General features: G+C 71.1%; 16 protein-coding genes. 11 read left to right on the top strand and 5 right to left on the bottom strand.

The features are described from left to right. Positions 1-26: 26 nt before the first annotated feature. The 8 genes from ACWPQI_RS24770 (at position 27) to ACWPQI_RS24735 (ending at position 11,661) form a co-directional block, all read left to right on the top strand. On the top strand, positions 27-1,481 hold the full coding sequence (locus ACWPQI_RS24770; RefSeq protein WP_474738557.1) for a CCA tRNA nucleotidyltransferase: 1,455 nt from the start codon (positions 27-29) through the stop codon (positions 1,479-1,481). Positions 1,482-1,633: 152 nt separating this feature from the next. Beyond that, positions 1,634-2,077 (top strand): Fur family transcriptional regulator, encoded by a 444-nt coding sequence (locus ACWPQI_RS24765; protein WP_026137834.1) that lies wholly within the window; start codon positions 1,634-1,636, stop codon positions 2,075-2,077. Between the two features lie 39 nt (positions 2,078-2,116). Then, positions 2,117-4,303 (top strand): catalase/peroxidase HPI, encoded by a 2,187-nt coding sequence (gene katG, locus ACWPQI_RS24760; RefSeq protein WP_059175061.1) that lies wholly within the window; start codon positions 2,117-2,119, stop codon positions 4,301-4,303. Positions 4,304-4,545: 242 nt separating this feature from the next. Next, positions 4,546-8,592 carry a molybdopterin-dependent oxidoreductase gene (locus ACWPQI_RS24755; protein ID WP_474738556.1) on the top strand — a complete coding sequence of 1,349 codons (4,047 nt, stop codon included), beginning with the start codon at positions 4,546-4,548 and terminating at the stop codon, positions 8,590-8,592. A gap of 60 nt (positions 8,593-8,652) precedes the next feature. After that, on the top strand, positions 8,653-9,057 hold the full coding sequence (locus ACWPQI_RS24750) for a TOBE domain-containing protein (RefSeq protein WP_017681031.1): 405 nt from the start codon (positions 8,653-8,655) through the stop codon (positions 9,055-9,057). Then, positions 9,054-9,815 (top strand): molybdate ABC transporter substrate-binding protein, encoded by a 762-nt coding sequence (modA, locus tag ACWPQI_RS24745; RefSeq protein WP_040273090.1) that lies wholly within the window; start codon positions 9,054-9,056, stop codon positions 9,813-9,815. Before ACWPQI_RS24750 ends, modA begins: the two co-directional genes overlap by 4 nt. After that, entirely contained in the window at positions 9,812-10,606 is a 795-nt protein-coding gene (locus tag ACWPQI_RS24740) for an ABC transporter permease (RefSeq protein WP_017681033.1), read from the top strand. The genes modA and ACWPQI_RS24740 overlap by 4 nt, the downstream gene beginning before the upstream one ends. Next, positions 10,603-11,661 (top strand): sulfate/molybdate ABC transporter ATP-binding protein, encoded by a 1,059-nt coding sequence (locus ACWPQI_RS24735; RefSeq protein WP_017681034.1) that lies wholly within the window; start codon positions 10,603-10,605, stop codon positions 11,659-11,661. Before ACWPQI_RS24740 ends, ACWPQI_RS24735 begins: the two co-directional genes overlap by 4 nt. 77 nt (positions 11,662-11,738) lie before the next feature. On the opposite strand, the gene ACWPQI_RS24730 is transcribed toward ACWPQI_RS24735, so the two are convergent. After that, positions 11,739-13,283, bottom strand: coding sequence for a DUF4185 domain-containing protein (locus tag ACWPQI_RS24730; protein ID WP_017681035.1), 1,545 nt, complete (start codon positions 13,281-13,283; stop codon positions 11,739-11,741). A gap of 73 nt (positions 13,284-13,356) precedes the next feature. Continuing rightward, complete coding sequence (locus tag ACWPQI_RS24725) at positions 13,357-14,634, bottom strand: MFS transporter (protein WP_474738555.1); 1,278 nt, start codon at positions 14,632-14,634, stop codon at positions 13,357-13,359. 135 nt (positions 14,635-14,769) lie between these two features. Between ACWPQI_RS24725 and ACWPQI_RS24720 the strand changes: the two genes are divergently transcribed. Next, complete coding sequence (locus ACWPQI_RS24720) at positions 14,770-15,639, top strand: class II glutamine amidotransferase (protein ID WP_474738554.1); 870 nt, start codon at positions 14,770-14,772, stop codon at positions 15,637-15,639. A 3-nt stretch (positions 15,640-15,642) separates the two neighbouring features. Here the strand turns inward: ACWPQI_RS24720 and ACWPQI_RS24715 are convergent, their stop codons facing one another. Further along, positions 15,643-16,569, bottom strand: a complete 927-nt coding sequence (locus ACWPQI_RS24715; RefSeq protein ID WP_474738553.1) for an NAD-dependent epimerase/dehydratase family protein — start codon at positions 16,567-16,569, stop codon at positions 15,643-15,645. A gap of 129 nt (positions 16,570-16,698) precedes the next feature. Here ACWPQI_RS24715 and ACWPQI_RS24710 point away from each other — a divergent pair, with 129 nt between their 5' ends. Both ACWPQI_RS24710 and ACWPQI_RS24705 read left to right on the top strand, forming a co-directional pair. Continuing rightward, positions 16,699-17,394 (top strand): TetR/AcrR family transcriptional regulator, encoded by a 696-nt coding sequence (locus tag ACWPQI_RS24710; protein ID WP_210063143.1) that lies wholly within the window; start codon positions 16,699-16,701, stop codon positions 17,392-17,394. Positions 17,395-17,448: 54 nt separating this feature from the next. Next, entirely contained in the window at positions 17,449-18,057 is a 609-nt protein-coding gene (locus ACWPQI_RS24705) for a YqgE/AlgH family protein (protein WP_010595408.1), read from the top strand. 28 nt (positions 18,058-18,085) lie between these two features. On the opposite strand, the gene gad is transcribed toward ACWPQI_RS24705, so the two are convergent. Together gad and ACWPQI_RS24695 are read right to left on the bottom strand one after the other, a co-directional pair. Beyond that, a complete protein-coding gene (gene gad / locus ACWPQI_RS24700) occupies positions 18,086-19,474 on the bottom strand; it encodes a glutamate decarboxylase (protein WP_474738552.1) in 1,389 nt (462 codons plus the stop codon). A 113-nt stretch (positions 19,475-19,587) separates the two neighbouring features. After that, positions 19,588-20,541, bottom strand: coding sequence for a DUF1648 domain-containing protein (locus ACWPQI_RS24695; RefSeq protein ID WP_474738551.1), 954 nt, complete (start codon positions 20,539-20,541; stop codon positions 19,588-19,590). Between the last annotated feature and the right edge of the window lie 72 nt (positions 20,542-20,613).

The following is a 20,613-nucleotide window of genomic DNA, read 5'->3' as shown; positions in this document are numbered from 1 at the left end:
CGGCCACCTCGGTAAGGTTCGAAGACGTGAACTCTCCCTCCACCGACACCGAGCGGCGCGCCCGACTGCTCGCCGGGGCCGACGCGACGCTGCGTGCGCTGTCGGACATCCTGGCGCCGCTCGGTGCGCGCTTCACCGCCGCCGGTCACGAGCTCTACCTGGTGGGAGGGAGCGTCCGGGACGCGGTCCTCGGTCGCCTCGGGACCGATCTCGACTTCACCACCGATGCGCGGCCCGAGCAGGTGCAGGCGCTGCTGCGCGGCTGGGCCGACCACCAGTGGGACACCGGCATCGACTTCGGCACGATCAGCGCGGTCAAGGGACCGGAGCAGATCGAGATCACCACGTTCCGCAGCGACGCGTACGACCGCGTCACCCGCCATCCGATCGTCGAGTACGGCACCCGCCTCGAGGACGACCTCGTCCGGCGCGACTTCACCGTCAACGCGATGGCCGTGCGGATCGGCCCGACCGGCGCGGAGGACTTCGTCGATCCGCTCGGCGGAATGGATGCCCTGCTCGCCGGGGTCATCGACACGCCCGCGCTGCCGAGCGAGTCGTTCCACGACGACCCGCTGCGGATGCTGCGCGCGGCGCGGTTCGTCTCCCAGCTGGGGTTCGGGCTGGCCGAACGCGTGCACGACGCGATCGTGGCCATGGCCGACGAGATCCTGCGGATCAGCGCCGAGCGGGTGCAGGCCGAACTCGACAAGCTGATCCTCGGTGACTACCCCATCGAGGGCATCGACATCATGGTCGAGACGGGCCTCGCCGAGCGAGTGATCCCGGAGATCCCCGCGATGAAGCTCGAGATCGACGAGCACCATCAGCACAAGGACGTGTACTGGCATTCGCTGACCGTGCTCCGGCAGGCCATCGACCTCGAGGACGGCGACCCCGACCTCGTGCTGCGCTGGGCGGCCCTGCTGCACGACATCGGCAAGCCCGCGACGAAGCGCAACGAGCCGGGCGGCGGCGTCAGCTTCCACCACCACGAGGTCGTCGGCGCCAAGCTCGTCCGCAAACGGATGCGGGCCCTGAAGTACTCCAAGCAGATGATCGACGACGTCGGTCAGCTCGTGTTCCTGCACCTGCGGTTCCACGGCTACGGCAAGGGCCAGTGGACGGATTCGGCGGTCCGTCGCTACGTGCACGACGCCGGTGACCTGCTGCCCCGGCTGCACAAGCTGGTCCGGGCGGACTGCACCACCCGCAACAAGCGCCGGGCCGCGGCGCTGCAGGCCACCTACGACGATCTCGAGACGCGCATCGAGCGCATCGCCGAGCAGGAGGACCTGGCGAAGGTCCGGCCCGACCTCGACGGCAACGCCATCATGGAACTGCTCGGCCTGAAGCCCGGCCCGCAGGTGGGGCAGGCGTGGAAGTTCCTCAAGGAGCTGAGGCTCGACCGTGGGCCCCTCGATCGCGACGAGGCCGAGGCCGAGCTGCTGAAGTGGTGGTCGCAGCAACCGAAGCCCTAGCGCCCGGTAGCCGGGGCCGTCCCGCACGACCCGGTAGCCCGGACCACCCCGCCCAGCTGTGGGCGGCGCCCGGGCATGCGCCCGAACTCTGATCATGCTGCGATTGCGTCAAAGTCGGGACTCATTCCAGAAAAGTGCGTCATAGTATCCCCGTGCCCTCGACGCAGGAATTCGTGGAGCAATTGCGTACGGCGGAGCTGCGCGTGACCCGGCCCCGGATCGCAGTGCTGGAGGCGGTGCACGAGCACCCGCACGCCGACACGGAGACGATCTTCGGAACCGTGCGTACCGGTCTGCCCGACGTGTCCCGGCAGACCGTGTACGACGTGCTGCACGCCCTGACCGGTGCCGGTCTGGTGCGCAGGATCCAGCCGTCCGGTTCCGTCGCACGCTACGAGTCGCGGGTCGGGGACAACCACCACCACCTCGTCTGCCGGTCCTGCGGGGTCATCGTCGACGTCGACTGCGCCGTCGGCGAGGCGCCCTGCCTGACGGCGTCCGACCCCAGCGGCTTCCTCGTCGACGAGGCGGAGGTCATCTACTGGGGCACGTGCCCCGACTGCTCGGCAGCGCACGCTTCGCGGTCACATCCGTGATCATCGTCCGATTCACCGCATCCGGAAGGAAGGGCCGACGTGTCCAACAGTGAAAGCGAAAATCCGGTAATCCCGTCCCCCGAGCCGAAACCGCACCGGCCCAGGACCAACCGGGACTGGTGGCCCAACCAGCTGGACCTGCAGGTTCTCCACCAGCACTCGCCCCTCTCCAATCCGATGGGCCCGGACTACAACTACGCCGACGAGTTCGCAAGCCTCGACGTCGAGGCCCTCAAACAGGACATCTTCGCGCTGATGACGACGTCGCAGCCGTGGTGGCCGGCCGACTACGGCCACTACGGGCCGCTGTTCATCCGGATGAGCTGGCATGCCGCGGGCACGTACCGCATCGCCGACGGCCGGGGCGGTGGCGGTAAGGGCGCCCAGCGCTTCGCTCCCCTCAACAGCTGGCCCGACAACGCGAGCCTCGACAAGGCGCGCCGGCTGCTGTGGCCGATCAAGCAGAAGTACGGCCGCAAGCTCTCCTGGGCGGATCTGCTGATCTTCGCCGGCAACTGCGCGTACGAATCCATGGGATTCAAGACGTTCGGTTTCGCCTTCGGCCGCGAGGACATCTGGGAGCCCGACGAGGTGTTCTGGGGTCCCGAGGACACCTGGCTCGGGGACGAGCGGTACGCCGGCGAGCGGGAACTGTCCGGCCCGCTCGGCGCCGTGCAGATGGGGCTGATCTACGTCAATCCGGAAGGGCCCAACGGTAATCCGGATCCGCTCGCCGCGGCCATCGACATCCGGGAGACGTTCGGCCGGATGGCGATGAACGACGTCGAGACGGCGGCCCTCATCGCGGGCGGGCACACCATCGGCAAGACCCACGGGGCCGCGACCGCCGACCACGTCGGTCCCGAGCCCGAGGCCGCCCCCATCGAGCAGATGGGCCTGGGCTGGAAGAACTCCTACGGCACCGGCGTCGGCGGGGACGCGATCACCAGCGGGCTCGAGGGCGCCTGGACCCCCACCCCGCGGCAATGGGACAACACCTACCTCGAAACCCTGTACGGCTACGAGTGGGAGAAGACCAAGAGCCCCGCCGGCGCGTGGCAGTGGATCCCGAAGGACGGGGCCGCAGCCGACGCCGTCCCCGACGCCCACGATCCGTCCAAGCGCCACTCACCGGTGATGCTGACCACGGACCTCTCGTTGCGGCTCGACCCGATCTACGGGCCGATCACCCGTCGCTGGCTGGACAACCCGAAGGAATTCGAGGAGGAGTTCGCCAAGGCCTGGTACAAGTTGCTGCACCGCGACATGGGGCCGGTCACGCGCTACCTCGGCCCGTGGGTCCCCGAGGCGCAGCTGTGGCAGGACCCCGTCCCCGCAGTCGATCACGAACTGATCGGCGCGGACGACATCGCCGCCCTGAAGACCGAGATCCTCGAGTCGGGACTGTCCATCCCGCAGTTGGTCGCGACCGCGTGGGCGTCGGCGGCGAGCTTCCGCGGCACCGACAAGCGCGGCGGGGCCAACGGCGCCCGCATCCGCCTCGAGCCGCAGAAGAGCTGGGCGATCAACGAACCGGACAAGCTGGCCGAGGTACTGCCGGTGCTCGAGCGGATCCGGCAGGATTTCAACGGCGCGCAGTCCGGGAAGCAGGTCTCGCTCGCCGATCTGATCGTCCTCGGCGGCTGCGCCGCAGTCGAGCAGGCGGCGAAGAATGCCGGTGTCGAGATCACGGTCCCGTTCTCGCCGGGCCGCACCGATGCCTCGCAGGAACAGACCGATACGGAGTCGTTCGCCGTACTCGAGCCCCGGGCCGACGGGTTCCGCAACTACCTGCGCAACGGGGAGAAGCAGCCGCCCGAGCGCCTGCTGCTGGACCGGGCGAACCTGCTCACGCTGACCGCCCCGGAGATGACGGTGCTCGTCGGCGGCCTGCGAGCCCTCGACGCCAACTTCGGTGGCTCCGCCCACGGTGTCTTCACCGACCGGCCCGGGGCGCTGACGACCGACTTCTTCGTCAACCTGGTCGACATGGGCACCGAGTGGAAGGTGTCCGAGACCGCCGAGAACATCTACGAGGGCCGCGACCGGGCCTCGGGTGAGGTCAGGTGGACAGCCACGGCCGTCGACCTGGTCTTCGGTTCGAACTCGCAGTTGCGCGGCATCGCCGAGGTCTACGGCAGCGCCGACGCGCAGGAGAAGTTCGTGCAGGACTTCGTCGCGGCCTGGAACAAGGTGATGAACCTCGACCGGTTCGACCTCACCTGATCCCTGAGGGTCGGGCCTCACCCGGACCGATCCTCACATCTCGGGGCGGCATCCCGCCGGCTGTGACGGCCGGCGGGATGCCGTGCGTCCGGGGTGCGCGCTCACCCTCTCACCGGCCCGCACGGCGAATCGTGAGCCAGATGTCACCGGGGACTCACCACGGTTAATGCTCACGAAACACGGGGTCGGGAGCATGGGACGCGGCCGGAGGAACGTGGCCGACCCAGGTGAGGAGCGGTTCGATGCAGGGCGAGATCACGAAGGTCAAGACCGCCTGCTCATACTGCGGCGTGGGCTGCGGCATGGTGCTCGAGGTCGGCCTCGATCCCGCCACCGGTGCCCGGCGGGTGCTCGACGCGTACGGCGACAAGGACCACCCCACCAACTTCGGGCGTCTCTGCACGAAGGGGGCGACCAGCGCGGAGATGCTGGCCGCCGGCGGACGCATGGAGACCGCGTACCGTCGCACCGAACGCGGCGGCACCCCGGTGCCCGTGGACGTCGACGCCGCGATCGCCGACACGGCCCGCCGGTTGCGGGGGGTGCTCGACGAGCACGGCCCCGACGCCCTGTCCTTCTACGTCTCCGGACAGATGTCGCTCGAGGCGCAGTACCTGGTGACCAAGCTCGCGAAGGGATTCGTCGGTACCAACAACATCGAGTCCAACTCCCGGTTGTGCATGGCCGGTGCCGGCACCGGCTACAAGCAGTCGCTCGGCGCGGACGGCCCGCCCGGCTCCTACCAGGACTTCGACCACGCCGACCTGTTCTTCGTCAGCGGCGCGAACATGGCCGACTGCCATCCCATCCTCTTCCTCAGGATGATGAACCGGGTCAAGGCCGGGGCCAGACTCGTCGTCGTCGACCCCCGGCGCACCCCCACCGCCGAGAAGGCGGACCTGTTCCTGCAGATCGCGCCCGGGACCGACCTGGCGCTGCTCAACGGCCTGTTGCACCTGATCGTCGAGAACGGGCACGTCGACCGGGACTTCGTGGCGGAGTTCACCGAGGGCTGGGAGGCCATGCCTCCCTTCCTCGCGGACTACACGCCCGAGCGCGTCGCGGAGATCACCGGGCTGGCCGAGGACGACATCCGCACGGCCGCGCGGTGGATCGGCGAGGCGGGCAACTGGATGTCGTGCTGGACGATGGGCCTGAACCAGAGCACGCACGGCACCTGGAACACCAATGCGGTCTGCAACCTGCACCTGGCCACCGGCGCGATCTGTCGCACCGGCAGCGGCCCCTTCTCGCTCACCGGTCAGCCCAACGCGATGGGCGGGCGCGAGATGGGGTACATGGGGCCCGGTCTGCCGGGGCAGCGGTCCGTTCTCGACGACGCCGAGCGGACCTTCGTCGAGCAGCAGTGGGGGCTGCCAGCCGGTGCGATCCCCACCACCGTCGGCAAGGGCACGATCGACATGTTCGAGCAGATGGCCGCCGGTGCCATCCGGGCCTGCTGGATCATCTGCACCAATCCGGTTGCCTCCGTGGCTAATCGGCGCACCGTCGTCGAAGCGCTCGAGAGGGCGGAGCTCGTCGTCGCACAGGACGTCTTCCTCGAGACCGAGACCACCGCGTACGCGGACATCCTGCTACCGGGAGCGCTGTGGGCGGAGTCGGAGGGGGTGATGGTCAACTCCGAGCGCAACCTGACGCTGTTGCGACAGGCGATCGACCCGGTCGGGCAGGCCCTGCCGGACTGGCAGATCATCGCGCGCGTCGCCTGCGCGATGGGCTACGCCGAGGCGTTCACCTACTCGTGCTCCGAGGAGATCTTCGAGGAGATCAGGCGCTTCCGGAACCCGAAGACCGGATACGACCTGCGCGGAATCAGCTACGACCGGCTGCGCGAGACCCCCGTGCAGTGGCCGTGCCCGCCCGAGGGCGCGACCGACCGGAACCCGATCCGCTATCTCAACGACGGCGTGAGCCAGACCCTGCTGAGGTCCGGGGACGGCTCCCTCCCCCGGCTGCGGTTCGCCACCGCCAGCGGCCGGGCCGTGTTCCATCCCCGCCCCCACATGCTGCCGGCCGAGATGCCCGACGACGACTTCCCCGTCGTGCTCAACACCGGCCGCGTCCAGCACCAGTGGCACACCCTCACCAAGACGGGGAAGGTCGCCAAGCTCACCAAGCTGAACCCCGGACCCTTCGTCGAGATCAATCCTGCCGACGCGCAGAGGCTCTCGATATCGGACGGCGACCAGGTGGAGGTCGCGTCCCGCCGCGGCCGGGCGGTGCTGCCGGCCGTGGTCACCGACCGGGTCCGGCCGGGATGCTGCTTCGCCCCGTTCCACTGGAACGACATGTTCGGGGAGTACCTGGCGGTCAACGCGGTCACCAACGACGCCGTCGATCCCGCGTCGCTGCAGCCGGAGTTCAAGGTGTGCGCGGTGTCGCTGACGAAGGTGGCGACGGCGGCCGGGGACGACGCGCCGGCGGACCGTCTCGCCTCCGCGCTCGGACTGGCCGACACGGCGCGGCCGGTACTCGACGAACTCGAAAAACACTATCTGACCGGATTTCTGGCGGGATTCCGGGAGTCCGGGCAGGCGGGTGTCCCCGTGCTCCCGGCGTCCGCTCCGCTGCCGGCCGCCACCCGCGCCTGGGTGGACGGGATGCTGGCGGGCCACTTCTCGCACACCGCGCAGGACCGCGACGAGTCCGACGGGGTGGCGCCGGTGGTGGTGGTGTGGGCCTCGCAGACCGGCAATGCCGAGGAGTTCGCCCGGTTGTGCGCCGAGCGGCTGCGCGCCGCGGGCAGGCCCGTCACCCTGACCGGGATGGACGACGTCGACGTGTCCACGCTGACCGGGGTGCGCGATCTGCTCGTCGTCACCAGCACGTTCGGCGACGGCGACGCCCCGGACAACGGCACCGCGTTCTGGAATGCGCTCGACCGGGACGACACACCCCGCCTCCCCGACACCCGCTACGCCGTGCTGGCGTTCGGCGACTCGAGCTACGACGACTTCTGCGGCCACGGCCGCCGCATCGACGAGCGCCTCGCCGAACTCGGAGCCACCCGGCTCACGCAGCGGGTGGACTGCGAACCCGACTACGAGGGACCGGCCGGCGAATGGCTCGCCACGGTCGAGCAACTCGTGCGTCTCGACGGGGCCGTGCCGGCTCCGTCCGCGCCGGGACCGCCGGCGAAGTCCGAACCCGCCTACAGCCGGAAGGTGCCGCTCGTCACGCGCCTGACCCGGAACGTGCCGCTCAGCGGGTCCGGTTCGTCGAAGGATGTGCGCCAGTTCGGATTCGAGTTGTACGACCCGGATTTCGTGTACGAGGCGGGCGACGCGCTCGGCGTGATGCCCACCAACGGACCCGAGGCGGTCGACGAATGGCTCCAGGTCACCGCGCTCGATCCCGAAAAACCCGTGGAATTCCCGGATCTGCCGACCATTCCGCTGCGCGAGGCCGTGACCCGGCACCTCGAGATCGCTCGGGTGACCCCCGAGCTGCTGCGGTTCGTCCACGAGCAGACCCAGAGCGCGGAACTGGCGAAGCTGCTGCGCCCGGGCAACAAGATCGAGTTGCAGCGGTGGTTGTGGGGCAAGCAGGCGATGGACGTGATCGCGGCGTATCCGTTCAAGGCGCCGATCGCGGAATGGCTGCCCGTGCTCAAGCGGTTGCAGCCCCGCCTGTACTCGATCTCGTCGAGCCCGCGGACCAACCCCCGCGAGGTGCAGCTGACCGTGTCGGTGGTGCGGTACAACTACGAGGGCATCGCCCGGGCGGGGGTGTGCTCGAGCTTCCTCGCCGACCACAGTCACGGCGTCGACATTCCCATCTTCGTCCAGCGCAGCACCCACTTCCGGCCGCCCCGGACTCCGGACACCCCGATGATCATGGTCGGGCCCGGCACCGGTGTCGCACCGTTCCGCGCCTTCCTGCACGATCGCCGCGAGATGGGCCACACCGGCCGGAACTGGCTGTTCTTCGGTGATCAGCGGTCGTCGACCGACTACCTGTACCGGGACGAGATCGAGGCGATGCACGCCGACGGCTTCCTGACCCGGCTCGATCTCGCCTTCTCCCGCGACCAGCGACAGAAGATCTACGTGCAGGACCGGATGCGCGAGCACGGAGCGCAGCTGTGGAAGTGGTTGCAGGACGGTGCCCACTTCTACGTGTGCGGCGACGCGAGCCGGATGGCGAAGGACGTCGACGAGACGCTGCGCGAGGTGGTTCAGGTGCACGGCCGGCTCGACGCGGTGGACGCCGAGGCGTACGTCGAGCAACTCGCCGCGGAGAAGCGCTACGTGCGCGACGTGTACTGAACCGCAGATTCGTCGATTTTCGGTTGATAGGCCCGCAGACGCGGAAGTAGTGTCTGCATTGTGACGCAGATTCGCATCAAGGATGCCGCCCGGCTGCTCGGCGTCAGCGACGACACCGTGCGACGGTGGATCGACCAGGGCGCTCTGCCGGCCGGCAAGGACGGCGCCGGGCGCAAGATCGTCGAGGGAGCCGACCTCGCCGAGTTCGCCCGACGGCAGGCGGACGAGGCACCCGATCTGCTCGGCGTGGGCAGCTCCGCCCGCAACCGGTTCGCGGGAATCGTGACCCGGGTGGTCGCGGACACCGTCATGGCGCAGGTGGAGATGCAGTGCGGCCCGCACCGCGTCGTCTCGCTGATGAGCCGCGAGGCCGTCCGGGAACTCGGCCTCGAACCGGGCAGTCTCGCGGTCGCCGTCGTCAAGGCCACGACGGTCATCGTCGAGACCCCCGGAGGGGCATCGTGAAACCCGCTCTCGCAGTCGCCGTCGCCGCGCTCGTCCTCGCCGGATGCGCCGGGGAGGCCGGCGGCGGCCCGGGGTCGCCGTCCGGGGCCGCGGGTGAGCTCACGGTGTACGCGGCCGCGTCGCTGCAGGCGCCCTTCCGCGAGATCGGCGCGGATTTCGAGGCCCGCAATCCGGGCACCCGCGTCGTGTTCGACTTCGCGGGCTCGTCGGATCTCGTCGCCCGCCTGTCGCAGGGTGCCGAGGCGGACGTCCTCGCCACCGCCGACGCCGCCAACATGACCAGGGCCGTCGACGCCGGTGTCGTCGCGGGCGATCCCGTGGCCTTCGCGACCAACACCCTCACCATCGTCACCGAGCCGGGCAACCCGCTCGGCATCACCGGTTTCGCGGACCTGGGCCGGCCCGGAGCCGACGTCGTCGTGTGTGCGCCGCAGGTGCCGTGCGGCGCGGCGACGGCCCGCATCGAGCAGGCCACGGGGGTCGACCTCGCTCCGGTCAGCGAGGAGTCGTCGGTGACGGACGTCCTCGGCAAGGTGACCAGCGGCCAGGCCGACGCCGGGCTGGTGTACGTCACCGACGCCCGACAGGCCGGGGACGCCGTGACCACCGTGCCGTTCCCCGAGTCCGCCGCGGCCGTCAACACCTACCCCGTCGCCGTCCTCGCAGAGGCGGCGGATCCCGCGGCGGCGTTCGTCGCGCACGTCACCGGGCCCGACGGGCGACGGGTCCTGACCGAGCACGGGTTCGCGGGCCCGTGACGCGCGTCCGTCCGGCGGGGCTGCCGGCGTGGATCTACGTCCCCGCGCTCGTCGGGGGACTGTTCGTCGCCGTGCCGCTGCTGTCGCTGATCCTCGCCGTCGACTGGCGGCACTTCCCGGATCTGGTGACCTCCGAGGCGTCCCTGCAGGCCCTGGCCCTGAGCATGCGGACCGCGGGTGCCGCCACGGTGCTGTGCGTCCTGCTGGGCGTGCCGATGGCGACCGTGCTCGCGCGCAGCACCTTTCGCGGGCTTCCGGTGCTGCGCTCGCTCGTGCTGCTGCCACTCGTGCTGCCGCCCGTCGTCGGCGGCATCGCGCTGCTGTACACCTTCGGTCGCCGGGGACTGCTCGGCGAGTACCTCGAACTGCTCGGAATCCGTATCGCGTTCTCCACCACGGCAGTGGTCCTCGCGCAGACGTTCGTCGCGTTACCGTTCCTGGTGATCAGTCTCGAGGGCGCCCTGCGCACCGCCGGCACCCGGTACGAGGCGGTCGCCGCAACGCTGGGGGCACGCCCGACCACCGTCTTCCGCCGCGTCACCCTCCCCCTCGTGCTGCCGGGACTCGCGTCCGGCACCGTCCTCGCCTTCGCACGGGCGCTCGGAGAGTTCGGCGCCACCCTCACCTTCGCCGGCAGCCTCCAGGGTGTCACCCGCACGTTGCCGCTCGAGATCTACCTCCAGCGGGAGACCGACGCCGACGCCGCGGTGGCGTTGTCGCTGCTGCTCGTCGTGGTCGCGCTCGTGATCGTCGTCGCCGTGCGGGGGCGACGGACAGCGGGTGGGCCGTGACCGGACTGCAACTGCGGGCCCGGGTCGAGTCCCGCGACGTCGACCTCGCGGTCGCCGCGGAGTCCGGCAGCGTGCTCGCCGTCCTGGGGCCCAACGGTGCCGGGAAGTCGACCGCGTTGAACGTGATCGCGGGGTTGCTGCAGCCCGACGACGGCCGCGTCGAGGTCGACGGGCGGGTTCTCACCGACACGGCGACGGGGGTGGCGGTGCCGCCGCACCGCCGCGCGGTGGCGCTGCTCGCCCAGCAGCCGCTGTTGTTCCCGCACCTGAGCGTCCTCGACAACGTCGCATTCGCTCCCCGCAGTGCGGGACGCGGCCGATCGGCCGCCCGCGCGGCGGCGTGGCGGCACCTCGCCGCCGTCGGCGCGACGGACCTCGCCGACCGGAAACCGCGGCAGCTCTCGGGCGGTCAGGCCCAGCGCGTCGCGATCGCCCGCGCGCTGGCCGCCGACCCCCGGCTGCTGCTGCTCGACGAACCGATGGCGGCCCTCGACGTGACGGCCGCCCCGGCCGTGCGGTCGCTGCTGCGCACGGTCCTGAAGGACGCCGGACGCACGGCACTCGTGGTCACCCACGACCCGCTCGACGCCCTCGCCCTCGCGGATCGTACCGTCGTCGTCGACGGGGGCCGGATCGTCGAGGCAGGCACGGTGCGCGACGTGCTGTCCCGGCCGCGCAGCGCGTTCGCGGCCCGCATCGCGGGACTGAACCTGCTCGCCGGCACCCTCACCGCGGACGGCGTCGACACCGTCGTCGGCCGGGTGCGGGGGGTGCCCGACGACGACTGCGCGCCGGGGGATTCGGCGGTCGCGGTGTTCGCCCCCGCGGCCGTCGCGGTCTATCCCGACGAGCCGCACGGCAGTCCCCGCAACTCGTTCGCCGTCGTCGTCGGGGAACTCGAGGTCCGCGGTGCCACCGTCCTCGTCCGCGCCGCCGAGTCCGGGATGACCGCCGAGGTCACCACGTCCGCAGCCGCCGATCTCGCACTCGCACCCGGCGCGGCGGTGTGGTTCGTCGTCAAGGCCACCGAAGTCCGCATCCACGCCGCCCGCTGACCGAGCGAACACATCGTTCCGTCGGGCCGCGGAGGTGAACGGTACACTCGCTCGGCTCCGCTGCGGCGCAGCCGGATTCAATCCAGGCGGGCGCGCATCAGGTAGACGTTGTAGCTGTCCCACTCCGACACGGTGAAGTACAGGTCCCGGCCGTCGGACCAGGGATGCATGAAGCCGCCGTAGGCCTTCGGGTAGTCGGCCGTCCGCACCAGCGGCGTGGCATCCGACCAGTGGCCCTGAGGTGAATCCGACTCGCGCAGCACGATGTTGCCGGCGATCGGATCCAGGTAGCTCATCTGCCAGCGGTCTCGCGCGGCGTCGAACCGCACCGACAGCTCGCTCGCCGCGCCGTCGGCGAGTGGGGTGGCGAGCTGCTCGAAGACCGGCATCCAGCGGTCGTGTACCCAGTACTGGTATGCGGAAGGGTTGAGCACGTCGTCGACCGGCACGCGGGCCAGGCCCACCGACCCGATGCGGCCGTTCGGAGTGCCGAACATGTAGACGTGGTCACCGTGCGGCACCATCGTCGCGACCTGGAACCGGCCCAGCCCGAACACGTTGTCCCAGCGGGCATGTGGATCCTTCACCCACGTCTGTCCGTGGTCGTCGGAGTAGGCGATGCCGCCGTGGTTCGTGTACCACATGCCCGGCACGACGCTCCACCGTCGCACGGACATGTAACTCAGGTACTGCCGGTCGCCGATCGCGAAACCGGACGTGGGGATGACGGTGGTCTCGAAGTTCTTCACATGCCGGGCGTCGAGGATCTCCGCGGCGTGGCACGGGCTGTCCTGCACCATCGCGTCGATGGTGAGGCCGTCCGACAGGTCCGCGTCGCGGCTGAACGCCAGCACGTTGCTGCGCCAGTCGCCGCCGGCCCCGCCCGGCGGGGACCACTGCGCACCGAACGTGTCGCCGAAGGCGAGGGCCACCTCCCCGGGGCGCGTCTCCCACGCGATGCCGAGATCGGTGCCGTGCACGGCCCAGCGCGCGTCGGTGCGATTCTCCGAGCCGGGACCGGTGAGCTGGGAAATCAGTTCGACGTCGCCGACGACGGGCGCGGGCGGGCGGGCGGTGACCGTGCCCGGCTCGAACGGCGGATCCTCCCGAGGCGGGGCCGGTGGGACGGGTGCACCCGGCGGGCCGGGCACGGGGATCGGGATCGTCTCCGGCTGCGGATCCAGTTCGACGCGAGGCAGGAAGCTCGAGGATCCGCTCGAGCCTGTGGAGCCGCTCGAGCCTGCGGACCCACTCGAGCCGCTCGAGCCGCTCGAGAGGGCATCGGGAGCGTCCGGCGCGAGGCCCGGAACCGGGCACGGGTCGGCACACGGATCGGCGGGTAAGGGTTCCTGCGGCACGCGGGTGACGTCGGGCTCCGGTCCGGGAACCGGGACCGGCACGATCTCGGGATACGGCAGGGGGATCTTCACGACGGGCGGGATGTCGATCCGCGGCAGCTGCGGCGCGCCGGGGTCCGGCGGCTCCACCGCCGGGTCGAAGCCCTCTTCCCCGCACGAGTTGACCGGCGGGGCGGCCGAGGCGTGGCCGGGCAGCGCGAGCAGCGGCAGCGCCAACGAGACCAGGGCGAGCGCCGACAGCGGTGTGCGGTGCCTGCGTGCCATGGCGTTCTCCTCCGGGACGGTCGGGAAAATGCCCCGCGAACCTAACAAATCCGGCGCCCGAAACCGCGCAGGCTCACATGCGCAACCGGCGAACCGCCGTCGCCGCGACGAGCCCGCCGGCATACACCGCCACTCCGGCGAGGGCGAGCCCCGGGCTGCGGCCGTCCGGCGCGACGATCAGGGCCGCCGCGACGATCGCCATGAGGAACGCCATGTTGAACACGGTGTCCTGCAGGGCGAACACCTGTCCGCGCCGGGCGTCGTCGATCTCGATCTGCATCGCGGCGTCTCCGGTGAGCTTGACGGTCTGACCGACGAGACCCAGCAGGAACGCGGCGACGAGCAATGCGGTCTCGTCGAAGCCGGTGACCAGGACGAGCTGGACGATGCCCGCACACGTCAGTGCCGTGACGACGGTGCGGGGCCGGCCGAGGCGCGGGATGACGAGCGGGGCGGCGACCGCCGCGACGAGCATCCCGGCGGCGGTGGCGCCGACGGCGACACCGAATCCGACGAGCCCGCCCGGCAGCGTGGCACCGTCGGCGTCGCGCAGCACCAGCACCATGATGAGCGTGTCGATGCCGAAGACGATGCGGTGCGCGCCGATGCCGATCATCGCGACGGTGACGCCGGGCGCCTCCCACACCGCCGTGGCGCCGGTGTGCAGGCCGGCGGCGACGGCGCGGATCGGGTGGCGCGGCACGGCCCGGTCGGGACCGAGCGCGTGACGGGCGAAGCCGCCGGCGGCGAGCGCGGCGACCACGGATCCGCTGACGCCGAGCGCCACGGCCACCCCGGAGCCGAAGTCGCCCTCCCCCACGAGACCGATCGTGGTGACCGCGATGCCGGCCCCGACCGCGGAAATTCCCGAGCCCACCGTGGCGAGCACGGAATTGACCGGCACCAGCCATGATTGCCGCACCACATGCGGGACGGACGCCGAGACCCCGGCGAGCACGAAGCGACTGACACCGACGGCGGCGAGGGCGAGCAGCAGCAGCGGGGTGGAACCGCCACCGGTGAGGAGCAGCGCCGACATCGCGAGGATGAGCACGCCGCGCAGGGCGTTGGCGACGACCAGCACCAGGCGACGGTCCCACCGGTCGAGCAGGGCGCCGGCGAACGGTCCGACCACCGAGTACGGCAGCAGCAGCACCGCGAATCCGGCAGCGATCGCGGCGGGATCGGTCTGGCGCTCGGGATTGAACAGGATCGCCCCGCCGAGCGCAGCCTGGAACAGCCCGTCGCCGAACTGACTGGCGAAGCGGACGGTCGTCAGGCGGGCCAGTCCGGGCGATCGGCGCAGTGCCGTCGCCGTGGAGCGCCACGCCTGCCGCCTCGACTCCCGCACAGTGCCCGACACTATCGGTCCGACACTATCCGTCCGGCGCGGGTCGTCTCGCTGCGACGGTTCCGCCTCCCCCGCCACGTCTACCGGCCTACCCTCTGCGCAACCGGCAACTTCCGGAAGAGGGGACACACCGCCATGTGCCGACTGTTCGGGCTGACCGCCGCGCCGCACCGGGTACACGCCACCTTCTGGCTGCTCGATGCGTCCGATTCGCTGGCCCGCCAGAGTCGGCGTGAACCCGACGGCACCGGGCTCGGGACGTTCGCCGACGACGGCCGCCCGGTGGTGGAGAAGCAGCCGCTGGCGGCGTACGAGGACCGCGCGTTCGCCACCGAGGCGAAGGAGCGGCGTTCCCGGACGTTCGTCGCGCACATCCGGTTCGCCTCGACCGGGGGTCTCGACGTGGGCAACACGCATCCGTTCGAGCAGCGCGGGCGGCTGTTCGCCCACAACGGGGTCCTCGGCGACCTGCCGCGGCTCGAGGCCGAACTCGGCCCGTACCGCGACCTGGTGGCGGGCGAGACGGACTCGGAGCGGTTCTTCGCGCTCGTCACCCGCCGCATCGACGAGCACGGCGGCGACGTCGGTGCGGGCCTGACGGCCGCCGTCCGGTGGGCCGCCGGGAATCTGCCCGTCTACGCATTGAACGTGGTCCTGACGACCGCGACGGAGCTGTGGGCGCTGCGGTATCCGGACACCCACGACCTGTTCGTCCTCGAGCGTCCCGCCGGCGGCCCGCACGGAGGCCGCCATCTCGAGCACGCCAGCGAGGCCGGCACGGTCCGCGTGCGGTCGGGCCACCTGGCGCGGCAGCCGGCGGTCGTGGTCGCCAGCGAGCGCATGGACGAGGATCCGGGCTGGTCGGACCTGCGCTGCGGGGAGTTGCTGCATGTCGACGGCGAGCTCCGGGTCACCCGCACCGTCGTCGTCGGCGAGCCCCCGCAGCACCCGATCACCCTCGCCGACCTCGACGAGCGAGCGGCCGCGTCGCAGACCGGGAAGTGAGCGTCACTGCTCGCGCCACCACCGCACCGTCGCGGCCGCGGCTTCGGGCAGCGGGGTCGGGCGCAGGCCGAGCAGGTCCTCGCTGTACGTGGAGTCCATGACGAACGGATCGGTGAACTGGTAGAGCATCTCCGTCAGTTCGCGGGCGTCGCGGTTCACCAGCGCGCCGGCGCGCAGCAGCCAGGTGGGGATCGTGCCCACCTTCGGAGCCGGCATCTGTGCGGCGGCGGCGAACGCGGCGACAAGTTCGCGCTGGGTGCCGGCCGGGCCGGTGGGGGCGTGCAGGACCCGGTTCCACGCCGCCGGATTCGCCGCGGCCGCGATCATGGCGGCCGCCAGGTCGGGCACGTATGTGAACGAGTGCGGGACGTCGGGTGAGCCGAGTACGCGGGGGCTGCGCCCGGCCAGGACGGTCGGCACCATCCGCTCGCCGGCGTGGGCGTTGCGGGCGTGGGGTCCGAAGAAGTCGGACGCGACCACGCTGACGGTCGGGGTGTCGCTCTCGGCACGGCGGTCCAGCAACCGGGCCCGTACCCCCCGCTTGCCGGTGGTGCTCGCGCGCGGCGACGCCTCGGTCATGACCCGCTCGGGTTCGCTGTACGAGTACAGGCTCTCGGGGAAGACCACGACTGCGCCCGTGCGCCCGGCCGCCTCGAGAACGGTGCGCTCCGCGGCCGGCAGTTCGCGTTCCCAGGTGTCGGCGCGGTAGGCGGAGCCATGGATGCAGTGGTACACGGCCCCGGCGCCCTCGAGGGCGGGACCGAGCCGGGCGGGATCGGAGACGTCGACCCGGCTGCGCTCGACGAGCGGATGCTCCGGACCACTGCCGGACCGGGTGAGGACGCGGACGCGGTGGCCCCGGCCGGCGAGTTGTTCGGCGACGGTCCAGCCGACGGGACCGGCGCCGGTGACGACCTGCAGATTCGACATGGTGTCCAGCTCCTTCGAAATGTGAGCACTGCTCTCTGTTCGAGACAACAGTGCGCCCCTCGACGAGGAAAGTCAAGAGCAGTGCTCACTTTTGTTGACGGTGCTCGCGAATCTGGCAGGGTGAACGACATGACCGGAACCCCCCGCGCCCGCGCCCGGCAGCAGACGATGGCCGACATCCTGCGGATCGGCCGCGAACATCTCGCCACCCACGGCGCCGCCGCCCTGTCGCTGCGCGCCGTCGCCCGCGACCTCGGCGTCGTCTCCTCGGCGGTGTACCGCTACGTCGCGAGCCGCGACGAACTGCTCACCCTCCTCGTCGTCGACGGCTACACCGAACTCGCCGACACCGTCGACGACGCGCTCGCCGCCGTCGCCGCCGACGCCCACGCCGAACAGTTCCGCGTGCTCGGCCACGCGGTGCGCAGCTGGGCCCTCCGCGAACCCGCGCGCTACGCCCTGCTGTTCGGCAGCCCGGTCCCCGGCTACCACGCTCCCGCGGAGCAGACCACGGGCCCGGGCACCCGCGTCGTCGTCCGGCTCGTCCGCATCCTCGACGACGCCCACGCCGCCGGCGCCCTCCGCGTCCCGGTCACCGTCGCCGTCCCGGACGGCCTCACCACCGATCTCGGCCGGATCCGCGCCGCGCTCGGTTCCGGTGTCCCCGACACGGTCCTCGCCCGCGGTGTGCTGGTCTGGGCCGCCCTGTTCGGGGCCGTGAACTTCGAGGTCTTCGGCCAGTACGGCACCGACACCTTCACCGAACCCGGGCGGTTGTTCGACCATCACCTCGCGGTGCTCGCCGAGACCGTCGGGCTCTCCTGAACGTCTCCCCGCCTTGCCGCCACGCCGCGTCGGCGACGGTGGGATGATGTCGGGGTGGCGCAGCATCAGGACGAACCCGAGGACCGCACGGCACCGGCGACACCGGCCGTCCGACCCGGAACGCTGCTCGTGTCGGCCACCGATCTCGTCGAGCCGACCTTCCGGCGAACAGTCGTCTACATCATCGAGCACGGGGACGTGGGCAGTCTCGGCGTGGTGCTCAACCGCACCAGCGACACTGCGGTCCAAGCCGTGTTGCCGCAGTGGACGGAGCTCAGCGCCGCACCCAAGGCGCTCTACGTAGGCGGTCCCGTCCGGCGGGACTCGGCTCTGTGCCTGGGTACGCTGCGCGTCGGCGTCTCGGTCGAGGGGGTGCCGGGGGTGCGCCGGATCGACGGGCGGGTGGTCATGATCGACCTCGACTCCGATCCGGCCGTCATCGGCCCGCTCGTCGAAGGCATCCGCATCTTCGCCGGCTACGCCGGGTGGAGCGCCGGGCAGCTCGACGGCGAGCTCGACAACGACGACTGGATGGTCATCTCCGCCCTCCCCCAGGACATCCTCGGGCCGCCCCGGGTCGACCTGTGGGCGCGGGTGCTGCGCCGGCAGCCGCTGCCGCTCGCGCTGCTGGCCACCCATCCCATCGAGGTCGAGCGGAACTGAACGCTCCCGGCCTCGGTGAAGTGAGGGCTCAGTGCGCGAAGTGCTGCTCGCTGGAGTGCCGGAGCGGACCCTCCTTGCGCAATTCGGTACACACCCGTTCGATGTCGGCGAACAGCTGTCGCGCGAGGTCGGCACTGAACCCCTCCCGGACCACGATCCGCAGGACCGCAACCTCCTCGGCGTCGGCCGGCATGGTGTACGCGGGCACCTGCCAGCCGCCCGCCCGCAGTTCGTGCGAGACGTCGAACACGGTGAACCCCGGATCGCCGGTCAGCTCGAATGCGATCACCGGGATGGCGGTACCGTCGGAGATCACGCGCATCCCCTCCAGCCCGGCGAGCTGCTCGGCCAGCCGGCTCGCGGTCGAGCGCAGGGTCTCCATCACCCGGCGGTACCCGTCGCGGCCGAGCCGCAGGAAGTTGTAGTACTGGCCGACGATCTGGTTTCCCGGCCGCGAGAAGTTCAGGGTGAAGGTGGGCATGTCGCCGCCGAGGTAGTTGACCCGGAAGACCAGGTCCTCGGGCAGGTGCTCCTTGTCGCGCCACACCACGAATCCGATGCCCGGGTAGGTCAGTCCGTACTTGTGGCCGCTGACGTTGATCGACACCACGCGCGGTACCCGGAAGTCCCACTTCAGTTTCGGTTGCAGGAACGGCACGACGAATCCACCGCTGGCCGCATCCACGTGCAGCGGCACGTCGGGTCCTCCCGAAGCGGCCACGTCGTCGAGCGTGCCGGCGATCTCGGCGACCGGCTCGAGCTCGCCGGTGTACGTCGTGCCGAGGATCGCAACCACCCCGATCGTGTTCTCGTCCACCGCGTCTCGCACCTGCTCCGGGGTGACGACATACCGCCCGGGCTCCATCGGCAGGTACTTCGCCGCCACGTCGAAGTAGCGGCAGAACTTCTCCCACACCACCTGAACGTTGCTGCCCAGCACCAGGTTCGGGCGTGCGGTGTCTTCTCCCGCCGCCTGCCGCCGGGCCCGCCAGCGCCACTTGAGCGCCAGCCCGGCGAGCATCACCGCCTCGCTCGAGCCGATCGTGGACACACCCGTCGCCGTACCCGGGTCGACGTCGGACAACCCTGGTGCGTGGAACAGGTCGGCGACCATCGCCACGCAGCGCTCCTCCATCGCCGACGTCGCCGGATATTCGTCCTTGTCGATGAGGTTCTTGTCGAACGTCTCGGCCATGAGCACGTCGGCCTGCGGCTCCATCCACGTGGTGACGAACGTCGCGAGATTCAGCCGCGAACTGCCGTCGAGCATCAGTTCGTCGTGGATGTACCGGTACGCCTCCGCCGGGTCCATCGAGTGCGCCGGCAGCCGCAGCGCCGGAACCGGCTCGCTGTCGATGCGCCCGGTGTACGCCGGTGCGAGGACTCCGTCCGGGTGCAACCGCTTCCGATGGCTCACGTCGGCCTCCGTACTCGTCGGCAATCGCTGTACTCGTCGGCAATCGCTCCCATTAGACCGGATCGGCCACGCACTCGCGGCGTGTTCGGGAAGCGGTATCCGCCGGCCGGTGGTCAGCGACGGTCGGCGAGCGCATTCAGCGCGCCGGCCATGCGTTCCGCCTGCGCCGCAGTGACGGTGAACTCCTGCCCACCGGCGACGGTGAGCACCAGCGCGGGACCCGTGATCGTGACGAGGCCGTACCGGCCCCGCCCCTTGGCGCGCAGTCCCCACCCGCCCCAGTCCTGGAAGGGGCGGACGTGCGCGACCCGCGCGCCGACGATTTCGTCGAGGTCGTAGTCCACCGCCGTCATTCCCAGGTTCTGCACCCGCACGCCCGCGCCGTCGACGACGACGCGGAAGCGCAGCAGGCTCAGCACGAGCGCGGCGACCGGCAGGAAGATCGCCAGCGGCCACCAGCTGCGCGCCGCGCCGCACACGACGACGGCAGGTGCCACCACCAGCGCCGCCAGCGCCACAGTGGTGCGCGTCCCGGTACCGACCTGCTCGACGATCGGCAGCTCGACCGGCCCCCGCGGCAGCGCCGGATCCGGGCGGCCGGTTGCCGGCCGCCGGACCCGGTGATCCCGCAACCGGGACGCGCCGAGCACCCCGGCGGCGACGCCGAGCGCGACGCCCGCGCCGATACTCCACATCGGCAGCCGTGCCTGTTCGGCCGGGGTGTCCAGTTGGCTCGCGAGCACCGTCGCACCCAGGGTGGACAGCAGGCCGGTCACGCCGAGACCGAGCACCAGCATGTAGCGGCGCATCAGCAACATCGCGGGGGCCAGCGCCGCGATCGCGCTGCAGCCGCCGCCGACCAGCAGGATCACCAGCGCCATCGTCCACGAGAACGAGACCGGGTCCGAGAATCCGTCCGGTGCGGACCCGGACCAGTGCGTCGCGATCCGCGGGGGCAGCCGCGATTCCCACACCCGGGTCAGCAGCAGTGTCGCCGCGGCGGCGACGAGGGGCAGGCCCAGTCCGAACAGGGCCCCGGCGGGGTCGATCACGCGGCGGGTGGTCACGGCCCCAGCGTAGGAAACGGCGTCGTCGACCACCCCCACGAACGGGGGATTGAGGGCCTGTGCCCGGGGCTG

It is taken from the genome of Rhodococcus sp. LMD (assembly GCF_056108245.1).
This window is presented reverse-complemented; position numbering and strand designations above follow the sequence as displayed.